Origin of the sequence: Paenibacillus roseus, from assembly GCF_016424485.1 — a bacterium.
Lineage (GTDB): Bacteria > Bacillota > Bacilli > Paenibacillales > Paenibacillaceae > Paenibacillus_D > Paenibacillus_D roseus.
The window spans coordinates 85,702-102,788 of sequence record NZ_JAELUP010000077.1; the positions used below are offsets into that span (position 1 = coordinate 85,702).

9 protein-coding genes are annotated in these 17,087 nt (G+C 48.7%); all 9 read left to right on the forward strand.

The genetic code is table 11. The annotated features are described in order from the left end of the window. Positions 1 to 116: 116 nt before the first annotated feature. The gene (locus tag JFN88_RS14990) at positions 117 to 1,787 is read left to right on the forward strand and encodes a glycerol-3-phosphate dehydrogenase/oxidase (RefSeq protein WP_199020082.1); all 1,671 of its coding nucleotides are present in this window, start codon (positions 117 to 119) and stop codon (positions 1,785 to 1,787) included. Between the two features lie 385 nt (positions 1,788 to 2,172). Next, positions 2,173 to 6,150 (forward strand): carbohydrate-binding protein, encoded by a 3,978-nt coding sequence (locus JFN88_RS14995; protein ID WP_199020083.1) that lies wholly within the window; start codon positions 2,173 to 2,175, stop codon positions 6,148 to 6,150. Between the two features lie 613 nt (positions 6,151 to 6,763). Further along, positions 6,764 to 8,578: a sensor histidine kinase gene (locus JFN88_RS15000; RefSeq protein WP_199020084.1), complete on the forward strand. Its 1,815-nt coding sequence runs from the start codon at positions 6,764 to 6,766 to the stop codon at positions 8,576 to 8,578. Next, complete coding sequence (locus JFN88_RS15005; RefSeq protein WP_199020085.1) at positions 8,575 to 10,092, forward strand: response regulator transcription factor; 1,518 nt, start codon at positions 8,575 to 8,577, stop codon at positions 10,090 to 10,092. Before JFN88_RS15000 ends, JFN88_RS15005 begins: the two co-directional genes overlap by 4 nt. A gap of 170 nt (positions 10,093 to 10,262) precedes the next feature. After that, on the forward strand, positions 10,263 to 12,650 hold the full coding sequence (locus tag JFN88_RS15010) for a glycoside hydrolase family 95 protein (RefSeq protein ID WP_199020086.1): 2,388 nt from the start codon (positions 10,263 to 10,265) through the stop codon (positions 12,648 to 12,650). A gap of 179 nt (positions 12,651 to 12,829) precedes the next feature. Further along, a complete protein-coding gene (locus JFN88_RS15015) occupies positions 12,830 to 14,086 on the forward strand; it encodes an ABC transporter substrate-binding protein (RefSeq protein WP_199020087.1) in 1,257 nt (418 codons plus the stop codon). 81 nt (positions 14,087 to 14,167) lie between these two features. After that, a complete protein-coding gene (locus tag JFN88_RS15020) occupies positions 14,168 to 15,109 on the forward strand; it encodes a carbohydrate ABC transporter permease (RefSeq protein ID WP_199020088.1) in 942 nt (313 codons plus the stop codon). Between the two features lie 4 nt (positions 15,110 to 15,113). Beyond that, positions 15,114 to 15,938: a carbohydrate ABC transporter permease gene (locus JFN88_RS15025; protein ID WP_199020089.1), complete on the forward strand. Its 825-nt coding sequence runs from the start codon at positions 15,114 to 15,116 to the stop codon at positions 15,936 to 15,938. A 205-nt stretch (positions 15,939 to 16,143) separates the two neighbouring features. Continuing rightward, the coding region (locus JFN88_RS15030) for an alpha-helical endospore appendage domain-containing protein (protein ID WP_500048323.1) at positions 16,144 to 17,087 on the forward strand (944 nt) is incomplete at its 3' end.

The following is a 17,087-nucleotide window of genomic DNA, read 5'->3' on the forward strand; positions in this document are numbered from 1 at the left end:
AAGCAACGGGATTGTGCATGGTTCGTTTTTGTTTAAACTTTTATTCGTCAAAGGACGGCAAAAGCCGTTTACGCTTGTCACATCTTTCATAATCTTTTAAAAAAGAGGGATTGCAGATGAACAGAATTTTTGGCGGGAATCGGAGCAGACAGCTTGCTGAAATGGAAAAAAACGAGTTTGATGTACTGATCATCGGCGGCGGAATTACGGGAGCCGGCATTGCGCTGGATGCCCAGAAACGTGGAATGAAGACCGCGCTGATCGAAATGCAGGATTTCGCGGCTGGAACATCGAGCCGTTCGACGAAGCTGGTGCATGGCGGGCTAAGGTATCTGAAGCAGTTCGAACTGAAAATGGTGGCGGATGTCGGGAAAGAGCGAGCAATCGTATATGAGAACGGTCCGCACGTGACAACACCGGAATGGATGCTGCTGCCCTTTTATAAAGGAGGGACATTCGGGGCGTTCACAACTTCGATCGGCCTGCGTGTATACGATTTTCTCGCTGGCGTCAAACGTGAAGAACGCCGCAAAATGCTCAGCAGGGAAGAGACGTTAAACAAGGAACCGCTGCTGCGGCGAGATGGCCTGAAGGGCGGCGGCTATTACGTGGAATACCGGACGGACGATGCGCGTCTGACGATCGAGGTCATGAAGAAAGCAATTGAGGCAGGGGGACAACTCCTTAACTATGTGAAGGCGGAGGAGCTTCTCTATGAAGACGGCAAGCTCGCAGGAGTTGTCGCTAAAGATGTGCTCGGCGGTGGAACGTACCGGATTAAGGCACGCGAGGTAGTCAATGCCACGGGGCCATGGGTGGATACCCTCCGAGAGCTGGACGGCTCCAGAAAAGGGAAGACATTGCGGCTAACGAAAGGCGTGCATCTCGTCTTCGACGAGGCCCGGTTTCCCCTTCACCAGTCGATCTATTTCGATACGCCGGATGGCCGGATGGTATTCGCAATTCCCCGAGACGGCAAAACGTATATCGGTACAACGGATACCGACTACAGCGGGGATACAGCCCATCCCCTCGTTACTGCAGAGGATCGGAACTATGTACTGGCGGCTGCCAATGGCATGTTCCCCGACTTGAAGCTGACCGAAGCGGATATCGAGTCCAGTTGGGCCGGCTTGCGTCCGTTGATCTATGAAGCGGGCAAGTCGCCGTCCGAAGTGTCCCGCAAAGATGAGATTTTCGTCTCTCCTTCGGGAATGATTACGATAGCTGGGGGCAAATTGACTGGTTATCGCAAAATGGCGGAGACGGTGACCAATCTGCTTGCTAGCAGGCTTCTGAACAATGGCCGCGGACCGTTCGAGCCATGCAGCACGAAGACGTTGCCGATATCGGGCGGCGATGTGGGCGGTTCACGACAGTTCCCGTCGTTCGTGAAGAAGATGGCGGGAATAGGCGCGGATCTTGGCTTGTCTCCGGAAGCGGCGGAGCAACTCGCTCGCCGGTATGGTTCGAATGTGACAGCCGTATATAGTCGGATTCCAACGATAGAAGAAAATTCTCATGGTCTTCCGCTGGAACTTCATGCTGAGTTGTTGTATGCGATTGAGGAAGAACTGGCCGTCAAGCCAGTTGATTTCTTCATCAGGAGAACTGGCTCCGTGTTCTTCGACATCGATTGGGCAAGGCGCTGGGCCGAACCTGTAATCCGCTTCATGGCGGAAGCATTGGCTTATACGGAAGAGCAGAAGCGTGATTTTACCGATGAACTGGAGCGGGAGTTGACCGCGGCTGCCTCTCCTAAGAAATCGCGCAAAAACAAGCGCTAAAAACCAGCTGTGCCACATCAGACTGTTAACCCGTTAACCCACCGCAGGCCCGACCTGTACGGTGGGTTTTTTATCAGGGTAAGCGAATCATTTTTCCATTTCCATAAAATTTGACATAACCTGTGTTGAATTACACCTCTAAATTACCAAGGGATAGAATTAGAATGAAATAGTATCAGGAAAAATTTGTTTCTATGAAGGGGGGGAATAAAGGGCGGCAGGCAGCCCTAATTTGAAAACGCTATCAGACGAGCTGACAAAGTGAAACAAAACAGATTTGCAGACCAGAAGAAAGGCCAGTCTCAGCAAGAATGTTATCGTTGTCGTGATGTGCGTCATGTTTTTGCAATTCATCTTTTATTACAGGTTAGGAGGAAGGATTAAGATGCGAAACAAGTTTTTCGTGTGGTCGTTGGTAGCAACCTTTGTTCTCTCGACCTTCTTGTCCAGTATCGGGCCGACGATCAAAACGGCGGCAGCAGCAGGCCCGAACCTTGCGATCGGCAAGAGTGCGACCGCCAGCAGTCAACAGAATGCTTTGGCACCTGGTAATGTTGTTGATCAGAATCAAGGCACATACTGGGAAAGCACTAACGGTGTATTCCCACAATGGATTCAAGTAAATCTGGGCAATGCAGTCAATGTTGAAAGCGTTGTCCTAAAACTTCCGTCCAACTGGGAGACAAGAACGCAAACTTTATCCATTCAGGGCAGCAGCAACGGAACGAATTTCAACACAATCGTGAATTCTGCCGCTTACACCTTTAATCCCAATACGGGAAATACAGTTACGATTAGTTTCCCGGCTACAAACACTTCATACTTAAGAGTCAATATTACCGCCAATTCCGGATGGTCTGCAGCCCAATTGTCCGAATTAGAGATTTATGGGGCTTCAGCGTCAACCGCCAAGCCGATTCCTGGCAAAATCGAAGCTGAAAATTGGGATGCTATGTCTGGCGTGCAGACCGAACAAACTTCCGATGTCGGCGGCGGACTGAATGTTGGCTGGATCGATACGGGCGATTGGCTGGACTATTATGTAGATGTGGCGCAGGCCGGCACCTATACGGTTGAGTACCGTGTAGCCAGCACTTCCAGCTCAGGAGGCATCCAGCTCCGTTCCGGGCAGACAACACTGGCCACAACTTCCGTACCGAACACCGGCGGCTGGCAATCCTGGCAGACCGTCAGCGCGACGGTACAACTGAGCCAAGGTCAGCAGACGTTGCGTGTTTATGCGAGCGGAAGCGGTTTTAATCTCAATTGGATCAATTTCCAACAGGGGTCTGTCAGCTCGCCGCTGACTGCGCCAGGCAATCTGGCCTATACGGAGCCGTCGTCAGGGTCCATTAAATTAACGTGGACGGCCTCTACAGGCAGCACTGGTGTGCAAAGCTATGAAATTTATGCGAATGAGCAACTGCGCGGCAGCGTGAACGGCTCCACGCTTACCTATACGGATACTCAGCCGTCCACGGCTACTGTAACGTATTACGTGATTGCGAAGGATGCAGCGGGCAGCGCTTCTCCTCGCAGCAACACGGTTACTCGCACAGGAGAAAACGTTAGCAGTTCGAATCTTGCCTTGAACAAACCAATTACTGCGTCTTCAACCGTTCATACCTTCGTTGCTGCTAATGCGAACGATGGCAGCACGGATACGTATTGGGAGGGAGCTGGCAACGCTTACCCGAACAATCTGACCGTTAATCTGGGTGGAAATGCGAGCATTACCTCCATTGTGCTGAAGCTCAACCCATCTGCATCATGGTCGACACGCACCCAGACCATTCAGGTGCTTGGTCGCGACCAGAATGCCTCCAGCTTCACTAATCTGGTATCCGCTCAGACCTATACATTCAATCCTGCAACAGGCAACTCGGTGACCATTCCGGTTACTGCAACGGCAGCGGAAGTTCGTCTTGCATTCACCAGCAATTCCGGTGCTCCGGCTGGCCAGGTAGCGGAATTCCAAATTTTTGGAACGCCTGCTCCTAATCCGGATTTGACAGTGACTGGACTAACCTGGTCGCCAGCTACACCAAATGAAACTGCGCAAATTACCTTGACTGCTACAGTCAAAAACAACGGGACAGCATCTGCTCCTGCTTCAACTGTAAATTTCTACTTAAATAACACACTGGCAGGTTCAGCTCCTGTCGGAGCGCTGACTCAAGGCGCTACCGCTAATGTATCCCTTAACATTGGCGCTAAGGTTGCCGCTTCTTATTCCGTCAGCGCCAAGGTGAACGAAGACCGATCTATTGTGGAACTGGATTACAATAACAACAGCTACACCAATCCGACTTCGCTTGTTGTAAGCGAAGTTGCCAGCTCTGATCTGGTACCGACTGCCGCCTGGGCGCCGAGCACTCCTGGCGCGGGTGATACCGTTAACTTTACGGTAACACTCAAAAACCAGGGCAATACTGCCACAACCAGCGGCCCGCATGCGGTTACGCTTGTGCTGAAAAACAGCGAAGGGAATACAGTTCGTACTTTGAACGGCTCCTACTCGGGCGTCATTCAAGCTGGAGGGTCCACCAATGTTGCACTCGGCACCTGGACTGCAGCAAACGGCAGCTACAACGTAACGACGACTGTTACTGCCGACGGGAATGAAATTGAGGCAAAACGCGGCAACAATACCAACACAAGCGGGCTGTATATTGGCCGCGGAGCTAACGTGCCGTTTACTATTATTGAGGCAGAATCGTCTGCTAACAGGACGAACGGAACGGTTCTTGCTCCGAACTTCAAACCTGGCGATTATGCAGGCGAGGCATCTGGACGCTCTGCCGTCTATCTGGATGGAACAGGGAAATATGTTGAGTTTACACTGACTTCCCCTGCCAATGCCTTTGTGCTTCGCAGCTCGGTCGCCGAGAATTCATCCGGGACAGTCAGCATTTATGCCAATGATGTGAAAAAAGGCACCTTCAATGTGACCTCCAAATTCTCTCATGTATATGCAACACCAAGCACGTTGGGCCGTCTGGGCTATGACAACCAGCCTGGGGCAGGATTGACTGCTTACTGGCTCTATGAAGACTCCCAGTTGCTGCTGAATGAAGTATTCCCGGCGGGAACAAAAATCAAAATCCAGAAGGATGCCGGGGACGTACCATGGATTTATGTAGATATGCTTGAAACGGAAAATGTCGCTCCGCCGGCTTCCAATCCTGATCCAAGCAAATATGTTCAAGTCTCTGCCAGCAAGTCCATTGAGCAGGCCCTGAATGAGTTTAGACAGGACAATACGAAGAAAGGAATTTTCATTCCAGCGGGTGAATGGTCGCTCAGCAACAAGATTTTCTTGTACGGCAGAGCGACAGAAATTGTCGGCGCTGGTCCTTGGCATACCAAGCTGGTCGCCCCTCAGAATCAAACGAATACCGATGTAGGCTTTAATATCGGCTCTACCGCGAACGGCTCTACGATTCGTGACTTGTCCGCGTGGGGCAACTATATATACCGGGTTGACGGTCCGGGTAAATTTATCGATGGCAACGGCATGCAGAACGTAACCATCCAGAATACATGGGTCGAGCATTTCGTCTGCCTGTATTGGGGAGTTAACTCATCGTATAATACCTTCAAGAATAACCGGATCAAAAATGTTTTTGCAGACGGTATTAACATGACCAACGGATCTTCCTATAATGTAATCGACAACAACTATTCCCGGGGAGCTGGGGACGATGCATTTGCCCTGTTCAGCGCGATTGACTCTGGCGGCTCCTATAATGTAGGGAACAAGTACACCAATCTGACAGCGACCAACGTAAGACGCGCGGCTGCATTCGCAGTATATGGCGGTTCAGATAACCTGTTCCAGAACCTGTACGGGGCGGATACGCTGACTTATCCGGGCATTACAATCAGCAGCTTGAGCTTCGGCTACAACACTTTGGGCTTCGGCGACAAGGATACCGTCTTTGATGGCGTGACCTTGGACCGGACAGGAGGCGACTTCTGGACCAGCGTGGGCGCGGATGACAAAATCAACGAGTACCAGAACTTTGGAGCAATCTGGTTCTTTGGTGGAGACAGAACGTTCAAGAATATTCTGGTCAAAAACATTGATATCAACAATTCGGTCTACTTTGGCTTGATGTTCCAGACGAAATCGCCTGAAAACCTGCCGATGCAAAATGTTCGGATTGAAAATGTCAACATCAACAATCCAGGCCGCTATGGCATCAAGCTTGTTGCAAAGGCAGAGGATGGGCAAGGACCAGCTCTCGGTCAAGCAAGCTTCAAGAATGTCAAAATCAATAATCCTGGCATTCGCGCAATCTACGGGGAGGATAAGAGCCCAGGCTTCACAGTGAACAGAGTATCAGGTAACAACTGGTAATAACTCAGTTTGGAACTGATCTTCGTTGGCAAGACAGGGATCAAAACACTTTACAAGCTTATGCAGCCAGTCGCCGGAAATCTTTCGGTGACTGGCTATTTAGTTCTGTTTGAATCCGAATTGAGTTATAGTAGGTCATGTAGTCTCGAATGAAACGATTTGATGGGACCATATCAGCTGGATCGCAGATTTATTGTCACCTGGCTCGCATTGGCGGATTTTGAAGGGGGTATAAAGATTGAGCGGTATTATTTTCTTTTCACTTCCAATTATTGCTGTTATTTTATTTATCAACCTGATTTCTATTATGAAAAAAATTCACCAAGGCAAGGACAAATGACTGAAATCATCACGTTCAATTCTTGAAAGCCGGTTTTTAATTCGTTTGGAAATTGATTTAGGTCGTGTTGATGATCTATCCTAAAAGGTGACACCTCTTCTGTTTGTGAGTGACTGCCGTCACTCTCACTTTACCAAACGAAGTGGTGTTTTTCTATTTTGACGCCTAGCATTCTCTCCTTCCCGGTTTTACTCAGGAAACAAACGGGGCTTGCTCATCTTACAGCAGCAGAGTATGATGAATGACAAAGTGAATACTTTAAGGGGGAGAAGGATGAAGAGGTGGAAGGAACCGCTGCTCCACTTGAGCCTGGTTAACAAGCTGATTTTGGCTTTCTCTGTATTTGTAGTTGTTCCGCTGCTATTGATTGGAGGCGTTCTCTCCTGGGTATATGTTGAGAATAACCGGGATACGATGCTCGGCGCGGCAGTGGAAACGAACAAACAAATACTTTCTAATATCGATACGTCCATTCAGCCGCTATTGCGGCTATCTATGCTTCCTATTCAAGAGCCGACCGTTTATCAAATTATGCAGAAGGACTATAACAAGCTGCAATATCCGCTGTTGGAGCGGGGACGGGATTACGATAAGGTCAACAACCTCATTCGCAACGGGATTATGCTGTATTCGGAGACGATTGATTCCGTGACTATTTTTCAAGCCAATAATCATCTTGTCTTTGGCAGAAGCAGCAGTGAGTATATCAATTCCGATTATGCCCAGCAGCAATTTTTGCAGGAGGGGTTTGTGCAGGAGATTCAGGCGATGGACGGGCAATATGTCGCAGTCGGCATTCATAATGATTATCTGCTCTCCCGTCAGGGGGTGCCGGTTGTGTCGATCGGACGTGCGATTATGGACCCTTATTCGAAGCAGAACTTGGGGTTTATTTTGCTTAACATTTCGGTGGACAAGCTGAGAACGTTCTGGAACGACAGCGCATTGACGGAGAATACATCTTTTTATCTGATCGATGAAAAAGGGCGCATCATTTACGGACAGCAGCATGAGCAAATCGGACAGATGGCTTCGACGGTGCTGGACAAGGATTTTCTTGATAAGTCAGCCTCGCATCAAAGTCAGACGTATTGGGGCAATTCGGATCAGTATATACTATCCTCACTGTCGCCGCTGACAGGATGGACGGCCGTTACGGTTATTCCGAAGCGCGAATTGTTCTCCGTTGCCTATCAGATGGCGATTGTATTGGCTGTCAGCCTGATTGTGCTGCTGATTTTGTCGGTCATGATTGCAACACGGGTATCCCATACGATCATGAAACCGCTCGCCGTGTTAAAAAGAAAAATGAAGCTGGTGTCGCAAGGCAAGCTGGATGTGCAGTTTGAACCGCAGTATGGCGAGATCGGAATCATCAGCAATACGGTAGATAACATGCTGCGCAATATTCGCGAGCTGATCGAACGCATATACCGTGAGGAGAATGAAAAACGCGAATTGGAAATGCTGGCGCTCCAGTCGCAGATTCAACCGCATTTTATCTACAACACGCTGAACGTCATCAAGTGGATGGCCAAAATTCAAGGCGCCGCCGGTATTGAGGAAGCGCTTGGGGCATTTACCTCGGTCATCAAGTTTACGGCGAAGGCGCAAGGGACGTATACGGCGATTGGGGAAGAACTGGAATTTATCCAGAACTATACCAAAATACTGGACTATCGCTATATGGGCAAATTCGAAGTCGACTATTCGGTTGACCCGTCGCTGGTTCATTACAGGACATTGAAGTTTTTGCTGCAGCCGCTTGTGGAAAATGCGGTATTTCACGGGTTTGACGGCATTGCCTATAAGGGACAGCTTAAAATTGAAATGTACAAGGACCGGGACGGAATCATGATGGAAGTTACCGATAACGGGAAGGGTCTTGCATACGACAATCAGGAAGAACAGCATAAAGGAGTGCGGGACCCGCTGAACTCGATTGGCATTCAAAATGTACGTGAGCGAATTGCCCTTCATTTCGGGCAAGGCTACGGGTTATGGCTGGTCGATGCTTCTACGGGAGGAACAACAGCAATCATTCGCATTCCTGTAATTGAAGATGAAGGAAAGGATGAGCTGAAATGAAAGTTTTGATCGTAGATGACGAGCCTCTCGTTCGCATCGGAATCAAATCGGCTATTAACTGGGAAGAACAAGGCATTCTTGCTGTGGAGGAAGCGGAGGACGGAGAGGAAGCGCTCCATAAAATTATGACAGATCGGCCTGACGTTGTGCTGTTGGACATCAAAATGCCCAAGCTGGATGGTATTGAAGTGCTCAGGGAGCTCAAGCAGCGCAATATTGCAACGAAGGTTATCGTGCTGAGCAGCTTTGATGATATTTCATATGTAAAAGAAGCACTCCGGCTGGGAGCGTATGATTACTGCCATAAACCGGATATTAACGAACGTGAGCTAAGCGCGATTCTCGGATCGATCGGAAAACAGTCAGCAGCAAGCGATCAGAGCAATATCATCGTCCCCAAGGGCGCAACGCTCAAGGATCAGTCCCTGCATAACGCCTTGCACGGCAATTCCAGCCATCTTGCAGATACTTCGCTGAGACAAGGAAATCTGTACGTCGTGCTGTTTGCGGTCAAAGATTATGAAACTGTTATTAAACGGTATACGGAGCATACGGAGTCGGTACTTGGCAATACCATTAAAAACATGATCAGCGAACTGTTTTCGAAGGAGAAGGAGCTGGAGTATTTGCAGCTTGACGAGCAGAGAGGCGTTATTTTCATCAGCAACAGCAATCTGAAGAGCCTGCTGGCTTCACTGACCCGTGTTAATAGCGTTCTGCAAATGGTAAATTCAACTTTGAAGCGTTTTGTGAATATTGAGCTTGTATTTGGCATTAGTGATTGGTTTACCGACTTTGACGGGATTCAAAATGGCTATCAGCAAGCGCAGACAGCTTTATCATTTAAATTTTATCACCCGGAGTCTCACTTCTTTTATTACCAGCATATTAGGCGCAAGCAACAAAATAAGAGTGCTGTGGAGCAATCGGATCAATCCGTATCGCAGATGAAGGGTGCGCTGCGCGAAGGAAGCGGGGACAAGTTCCTGCAACTGCTTGGCCGCTGGGAACAGCTTCTGGAGAAGGAAGAATGTCTGACAGAACAGGAAACCAAGAAAATTTATGAAGGCTTTTACTTCATGATGGCGGAGAGTGGCAAGGACAGTGAGGAGCAAGCTGAAGCACTCCATACTTTTGCCGAGCTTTCGACCTATTATCGTCAGTTGTTTCAGCGGCTTCTCCCCGGTAAGACGAATGAGTACAGCCAACTGGTTCGCAGCATCATTCAGTATATAAGTGAGCATTACCATGAAAGTTTGTCATTAAAGCAGCTTGGAGAGCAATTTCATCTCAGCCCGAATTATTTAAGCCGTATGTTTAAGCAGGATGTTGGCAAAGGCATGTTCGAGTATATCAACGAGGTTCGGATTGAGAAGGCGAAAGAATTATTAAAGGATTACCAGTACAAAATATACGATGTCGCAGAAATGGTCGGTTTCAGCAACCAGGCCCACTTTGCCATTGTGTTTCAAAAGTATACGGGCGTTCCCCCAAAGCAATTTCGCAAGGAATAAATAGATTCAACAAAAAAGTATTGAAATTGAAAAAAACTAAAAGGTAAGCCTGCAGGGTAAATCGTACATTGGTGCATAAGAGGAAAGGAATTGGGCTTTGCGCCATTTTTTTTACGGTTACAGGCGACTATGATTGTTAATAGTTTGATCACAGGGAGGCACTAGGCACAATGCGATTGCATGATCTTAAACCAGCTTTGAAATGGACAGAAGCGCTGCCGATTGGCAACGGCCGTCTGGGAGGAATGGTGTACGGAACCGTCGAGGAAGAACGGATTGATCTGAACGAAGATACGTTATGGTCTGGACACCCGACGAATCATAACAATCCCGATGCGCTTGCCTATCTTCCGGAAATGCGCAGCTATCTGGCCAAGGGGGATTATGTCAATGCGCATCACACCGGCAAGCACATGATGGGGCCATACACGGAGTCCTATTTGCCTCTGGGCAAGCTGAGCATTCGTTTTTACCACGGAAGTGTGGTTCATGGCTATGAACGCAGCCTTAACCTGGAGACAGGAACGGTTGACGTTAATTATAAAATAGGGGACGTTTCCTATCAACGGCAGTACTATGCGTCATTTCCCGATCAAGTGATGGTTGCGAAGCTGCGTTGCAGCAGGGAAGGGTTGCTCAACTTCACCGTTCAATTGGGCAGTCAGCTGCGCTACAAAACCGAGGCAACAGAAGAGGGCTATTTCTTAAAAGGATGGTGTCCTTCCCACGTTGACCCGGAATATTTAAATACGAACAATCCGGTCATGTACAGCGAGCGTGCGGCATCAATGCGCTTCGAAGGCAGAGTCGCGGCACGGGTTAAGGGAGGAAAGCTGCGCATCGACCATGACGGGCTGCATGTGGAGGGAGCTGAAGAGGCGACCTTGTTGCTCAGTGTGGCGACAAGCTTCAATGGTTTTGACAAGCATCCCGGCCTTGAAGGGCGGGATGAAGAAGCTCTGAATGCCAGTTATATCGAGAAGGCGCTTGCTAAATCGGATGAGGAACTGCTGGAACGCCATTTGGCAGATTACGGCGGCCTGTTCGGAAGGGTCAAGCTGAATTTGGGAGAACGTATTTCTCCAGAGGATATGCCGACAGCTCTTCGGATTACCGAATACGGCGCTTCCGATCCCGCGCTCGTCGAGCTGCTCTTTCAATTCGGGCGCTATATGCTGATTGCCAGTTCCAGAAGAGGCACACAGCCTGCCAATTTGCAGGGCATATGGAACCGTCACATTCGGCCGCCTTGGCATAGCGGGTATACGTTAAATATAAATACTCAAATGAATTATTGGCTGGCGGAAGCTGGCAATCTGTCGGAATGCCATGAACCATTGTTTGATTTCATCAGCCATCTTGAAGTCAACGGGAAGCAAACGGCGAGAATTCACTACGATTGTGAAGGATGGACTGCCCACCATAACTCGGATTTATGGGCGCAGACAGCCCCTGCGGGGAACTACGGTCATGGCGATCCGGTATGGGCGGCCTGGCCAATGGCTGGAGTGTGGCTGTGTCAAAATTTATGGGAGCATTATGCCTATGGGAGAGACGAGGACTTTTTAGCGCAGACGGCTTATCCGTTGATGAAGGGAGCCGCCCGCTTTGTGCTTGATTGGCTGATTGAGGACGAGCAGGGCAGGCTGATCACTTCCCCATCCACTTCGCCCGAACATAAGTTCCGTCTTCCGAGCGGAGAGTTGTGTACGGTAAGCAAGGCGACAACGAGTGATCTGGCTCTGATCTGGGATTTGTTCACGAACTGTATCGAGGCGCTTGATGTGTTGGGGGGCGATCTGGAATTCCGCAAGCAACTGGAAACCGTGCTTGATAATCTGTACCCGATGCAGATTGGTCGGTTCGGACAATTGCAGGAATGGGAAGCCGATTGGGACGGCGAGGATCTGTATCACCGCCATGTGTCGCATTTGTTTGGTGTTTTCCCAGGCCGACAATTAACGCCGGAGCGGGAAGCGGAGTTTTACGACGCTGCGCGGAAATCGCTGGAACTACGAGGAGATGAGGGAACCGGCTGGAGCCTGGCCTGGAAAATCAGCTTGTGGGCGAGATTTTTGGATGGGGACAAGGCGGTCAAGATGGTTAGTCAATTTTTACAGCTTGTCACCGAGGAAGATTTGACGAATTATGAGCGGGGCGGCGTCTATCCGAACTTATTCGATGCGCATCCTCCGTTTCAGGCGGACGGCAACTTCGGATTTACGGCGGGCATTATGGAAATGCTCGTGCAGTCCCATCAGAAAGCCATTCATTTGCTTCCGGCGCTGCCTTCGAGCTTTCCTGCAGGAGCAATTGCAGGGGTGCGGGTTCGGGGGGCATTTACGCTCAATCTGACATGGAGAGACGGAGAATGGACAGAATTGAAAGTTGTTTCTCATGCAGGACTTCCATGCCGCATCTATTGCACTACGTCAGTGTCGGTGTTTTCCGAGGGGAAAAAATGGCTAGTAAAACCGGAGGACGGAAATATCATTGCGTTTGCTACTGAAAAAGGAAAAAGCTATGTCATAAACCCCGAAAAGCCGAAACAAGTGTGACAAAATAAAAAAAAGTGTTGTTACACATATATTTTACTGTTTTATGCAAAATAACTTATAGGATAATCGTGTGATTTTACAAAATGAATAGGTGTTCCACGTCTGTTTTTAAAATGGGACTGTAGGGTAAAATGATTAGGCATCAAGAAAACCAACCATTTCTAAGGGGGCAGACAGGTATGGCAGGCAGCAAGAAGCGCTTTTCGCTCATTGTTACGGTATTGCTTGTAATCGCTGTAGCATTAAGCGCATGCGGGGGCAAAAACAATGAGAGCGGCAATGGCAACAAGCCAGGGACAGACACTGGAAATGTTAAAAAGGTTACCGTTAACATGGGTTTCTGGGGAACGGCCCAGGACTTGAAAATTTATCAAGACGCAGCAAAAGCAATTTCCGGGGAATATCCTGAAATTGATTTGAAAATCAAGCAGTACCCGAGCAGCGAGCAATTCTGGAACACATTGCCCGGCGAGATTGCAGCTGGGGTTGCTCCTGACCTGATCGCAGTATCGAACGAAGGTGCATACGAGTACATCGATAAAGGTTTGTTTGCGCCACTGGATGATCTGATTGGGAAAGCGGGCGTTGATTTGGGACGCTTTACGCCTTCCGCACTGAATATCTGGAAGGTTAATGACAAGCAATACGGTATTCCTGCAAGCTCAATGCCTGCGATGTTCCTGATCAACGAGAAATTATGGAAAGATGCCAATCTTGGCGATTATCCGAAAACATGGGATGACGTAAAAGCAGCGGCTACCAAGCTGAATTCTGACAAGTCGCACGGGATTATCATCAACATTGACGCTTACCACATTACCAACTATGTGAAAAGCTTTGGCGGCGGCTGGGGCAATGGCAAAACAATCAATTCCCCTGAAAACGTACAAGCCCTTGAATTCATTATCGATATGTTCAAGGATGGGCTTGCTGTAACTCCGAAATCGCTTGGCTTTGGCTGGGATGGCGAAGTGTTCAGCAACGAGAAGGGTGCAATGACGACAGGCGGATATTGGTATAAGCCATATCTGAAAGACGCCAACCCGGACTTGAAATTTGCTGCAGTTCCAGTTCCTAAAGGTACTGTAGAAGGCAGCACAATGATTTCTAACGCGTATGTGGTACTGAAAGATTCCAAAAATCAGGAAGCAGCGCTCAAAGCAGCTAATTACTTGACGAATGACACCGTTCAGACACAGTTTTTGGACATCGGTTATAACACAGCAGTAGCTTCGCTCTCCAAGCAGTATTTTGAGAAAAATCCGGAGTTTAAAGATATAGAGCCGGCTTTGGCGTACAGCACTGACTTTGGTTACCCGGCAGATACAAAACGGTTCATTGACGAATTGGTGAAGCAAGTGGAGAATCGCGTATTGGGAGGCTCTAACAAGACAGCGAAGGAAATTCTCGACAGTATTCAAGAGCAGTTCAAATAGGTTGAAAGCAGCCTCGTTCTTCGCTCTGCGTTTATATGCGCAGGGCGAGGCTGTCTTCTCCAGTACCTCAGGAGGAACATAATGTCCCAATATAGCAAACAAGAGGGAAGAATCACCGGCAGACCAGGTTTTTCACGACTGCGTATGCTTGCTGATTCCGATAAGGCGCTCGGCTGGATTTTTGTACTGCCGTTTTTGGTACTATGGTGTTGGTGGTTCTTTTACCCGTTCGTGCAGTCCTTTGTCCGGAGCTTCCAGGACGCGAACTTCGCCGCACTTGGCCAGGCAAAGTTCATTGGTCTTGAAAACTATATCAATATTTTACAAGATAAGCTGTTTTATGAGGCGGTCTGGCATTCATTGGAGATCGTCATTATTTCCGTTCCAGTGCAGACCTTCCTAGGACTGTCGCTGGCTATTTTGGTGAATAAAAAGCTGAAAGGAAAAGGCATATTCCGTACTGTCTTTTTCGTTCCATATATTACCTCGCAAATTGCGATTACGACTGTGTTTATGATGCTTTTCAAAAAAGGTACATTCCTGACTGATTTTTTCGGCAAATTTGGTTTTGGCGATGTGACATGGTTTGCGGATACGCGTTATGCGCTGCTGTTCGTCTGCCTGTTGTTTATTTTTCAAAATAGTGGTTTTACCATGATTGTATATTTGTCCGGTCTGCAGGAGGTTCCTAAAGACCTTTATGAAGCGGGCGAAATCGACGGTGCTTCCGGTTGGAACAAGTTTCGTTTTATTACACTGCCGTATTTGAAGCCCATTACGTTTTTTATAGTTTCGGTAACTACGATCGTCGGTTTTCAGATCTTTGATCAGATTGCGGCTATCTCCAGATATGGAGCGTTGGGCTCTCCGGCGGGAGCTACAAGCACTGTGGTCACGTACTTCTATCAGCACGGTATCCGCTATATGAATATTGGTTATGGTAGTGCTGCGGTTGTTTTATTCTTCATCATTATTATGTTAATTACGTTCTTGCAGAAGAAATTACTGGATGAGAAGGGGTGAGACAATGAAGGAACGCAAATTTACCGGGAGAATACTGTTGTACGTTGCCATCATTGCGCTCGGGTTGCTGTTCGCCATGCCCTTTCTATACACGATCTACACGTCCTTTATTTCGATGCGCAATGTGAATACACTCGTGGGGCCAGATCAATGGAGCTTCGCCAACTATTACGTTTATTTTACAAATGAAGCGTATGATGTTCCGCAGTGGTTCCTCAATACGTTGATTATGACCTCCATCGTCGTCTTGGGCAATCTGATCATTAACCCGATGGCAGGCTTTGCGCTGGCGAAGGTTGATTTCAAAGGAAAAGCGGTTGTGTACTGGATTGTAGTCGCGACGATGATGATTCCTTATCATATGATCCTGATTCCAGTATACGTCAATGTCGCCCAACTCGGCTGGCTGAATACGTTTAAGGGTTTAACGATTCCATTCTTGTATCAGGGCTTGTATATTTTTATGATGCGACAGTTCTTCCTCTCTGTCCCTGGGGAATTTATTGAAGCTGCGCGCATCGACGGATTGACGAAGATGGGGGCGTTCTGGCGCATTGTATATCCGCTCGCCAACTCATCGCTGATTACGATGTCGATTCTGGCTTTCTCCGGTACATGGAACAGTTACCTCGTCCCAAGCACGTTGGCGAATTCGCCGGACAAATATGTGCTGGTCGTCGGTTTGAACAGTGTAAAAGACTTGTTCTTCGAAAATACGCCGATGATTATGGCAGGGGTTGTACTGACGACGTTGCCGATTCTCGTCTTCTTCTTCCTGTTCCAGCGTCAATATATTGAGGGCATCTCTGCATCCGGTGTAAAAGGCTAAGTCCTGCCCTGCTCCTTTAATTATGAAACAGCCCGCAAGAGAAACGCTTGTCCAAGCGTTCTTCTTGCGGGCTGTTTTTGCGATAGCCTGTCTGGGGAAAAGGAACCACTTTATTAGATTTAATTATTTATCCTAGAACTTCTATTAAGTAAACTTCATAATCTATCAATGCACCAACAAATTCTTTTATAGGGGGTAGATTTGAATGTCACAAGCGAATATTCCTAATATTACACCCAATATAACGGTAACAAGAGATGATGCAATCAATTTATTGCTTTCTTCGATTGCATTGGAAGAATTGGGTTTAAGCCATATTTTGAATGCAGGTGGAGAAAATCTTCAGTATGTTCTGGGAACGTTGCCAGGTGTAAGCAGTCCCCCGGCAACGATAAGTGATGTATTGGCTGTGAATGCAAGTGTGCGCAACACGATGGACAGCACGATGAAGAACCAGTTATTTTTGCAATCGAAACTTGATAGTGTTTTGAATGCGTCGGTATTGTCCGGCCCACCAGGTCCAACAGGCCCGACAGGTCCTTTTGGAGGGCCAACGGGTCCTACGGGTGCGGCTGGATTGACCGGGGCTACTGGTGCAACAGGTGTTACAGGAGCAACCGGAGCCACGGGCAGCATTGCGCTAGGGGATTTTCTGTTTAATGTAGCAGGAACCTCCGGCACCGCAGTTTTGGGCTTTGGTGAGAGCATCACGTTTTCCTCGGATACCTTGTCTATTGATGTCACCCAGGGTTCGGCAAATGTTAAAATAGAAACCTTGCTTACCCCAACGGGTCCAAGTGGTGCGACGGGAGCAACAGGAGAAGCGGGAGTGACTGGTGCGACGGGAGCAACGGGAGAAGCAGGCTTGACCGGAGCGACGGGAGCAACGGGAGAAGCAGGCTTGACCGGAGCGACGGGAGCAACGGGAGAAGCGGGAGTGACCGGAGCAACGGGAGCAACCGGGGAAGCAGGCTTGACCGGAGCAACGGGAGCAACGGGAGAAGCGGGAGTGACCGGAGCGACGGGAGCAACAGGAGAAGCGGGAGTGACCGGAGCGACGGGAGCAACAGGAGAAGCGGGAGTGACCGGAGCGACAGGAGCAACGGGAGAAGCAGGCTTGACCGGAGCGACGGGAGCAACGGGAGAAGC

What these genes read in the sequence shown, in the direction of transcription:
- JFN88_RS15000 (WP_199020084.1), top strand. Translation starts at nt 6,764, where the DNA reads ATGAAGAGGTGGAAGGAACCGCTGCTCCACTTGAGCCTGGTTAACAAG.
- JFN88_RS14990 (WP_199020082.1), top strand. Translation starts at nt 117, where the DNA reads ATGAACAGAATTTTTGGCGGGAATCGGAGCAGACAGCTTGCTGAAATG.
- JFN88_RS15010 (WP_199020086.1), top strand. Translation starts at nt 10,263, where the DNA reads ATGCGATTGCATGATCTTAAACCAGCTTTGAAATGGACAGAAGCGCTG.
- JFN88_RS15005 (WP_199020085.1), top strand. Translation starts at nt 8,575, where the DNA reads ATGAAAGTTTTGATCGTAGATGACGAGCCTCTCGTTCGCATCGGAATC.
- JFN88_RS15020 (WP_199020088.1), top strand. Translation starts at nt 14,168, where the DNA reads ATGTCCCAATATAGCAAACAAGAGGGAAGAATCACCGGCAGACCAGGT.
- JFN88_RS15015 (WP_199020087.1), top strand. Translation starts at nt 12,830, where the DNA reads ATGGCAGGCAGCAAGAAGCGCTTTTCGCTCATTGTTACGGTATTGCTT.
- JFN88_RS14995 (WP_199020083.1), top strand. Translation starts at nt 2,173, where the DNA reads ATGCGAAACAAGTTTTTCGTGTGGTCGTTGGTAGCAACCTTTGTTCTC.
- JFN88_RS15025 (WP_199020089.1), top strand. Translation starts at nt 15,114, where the DNA reads ATGAAGGAACGCAAATTTACCGGGAGAATACTGTTGTACGTTGCCATC.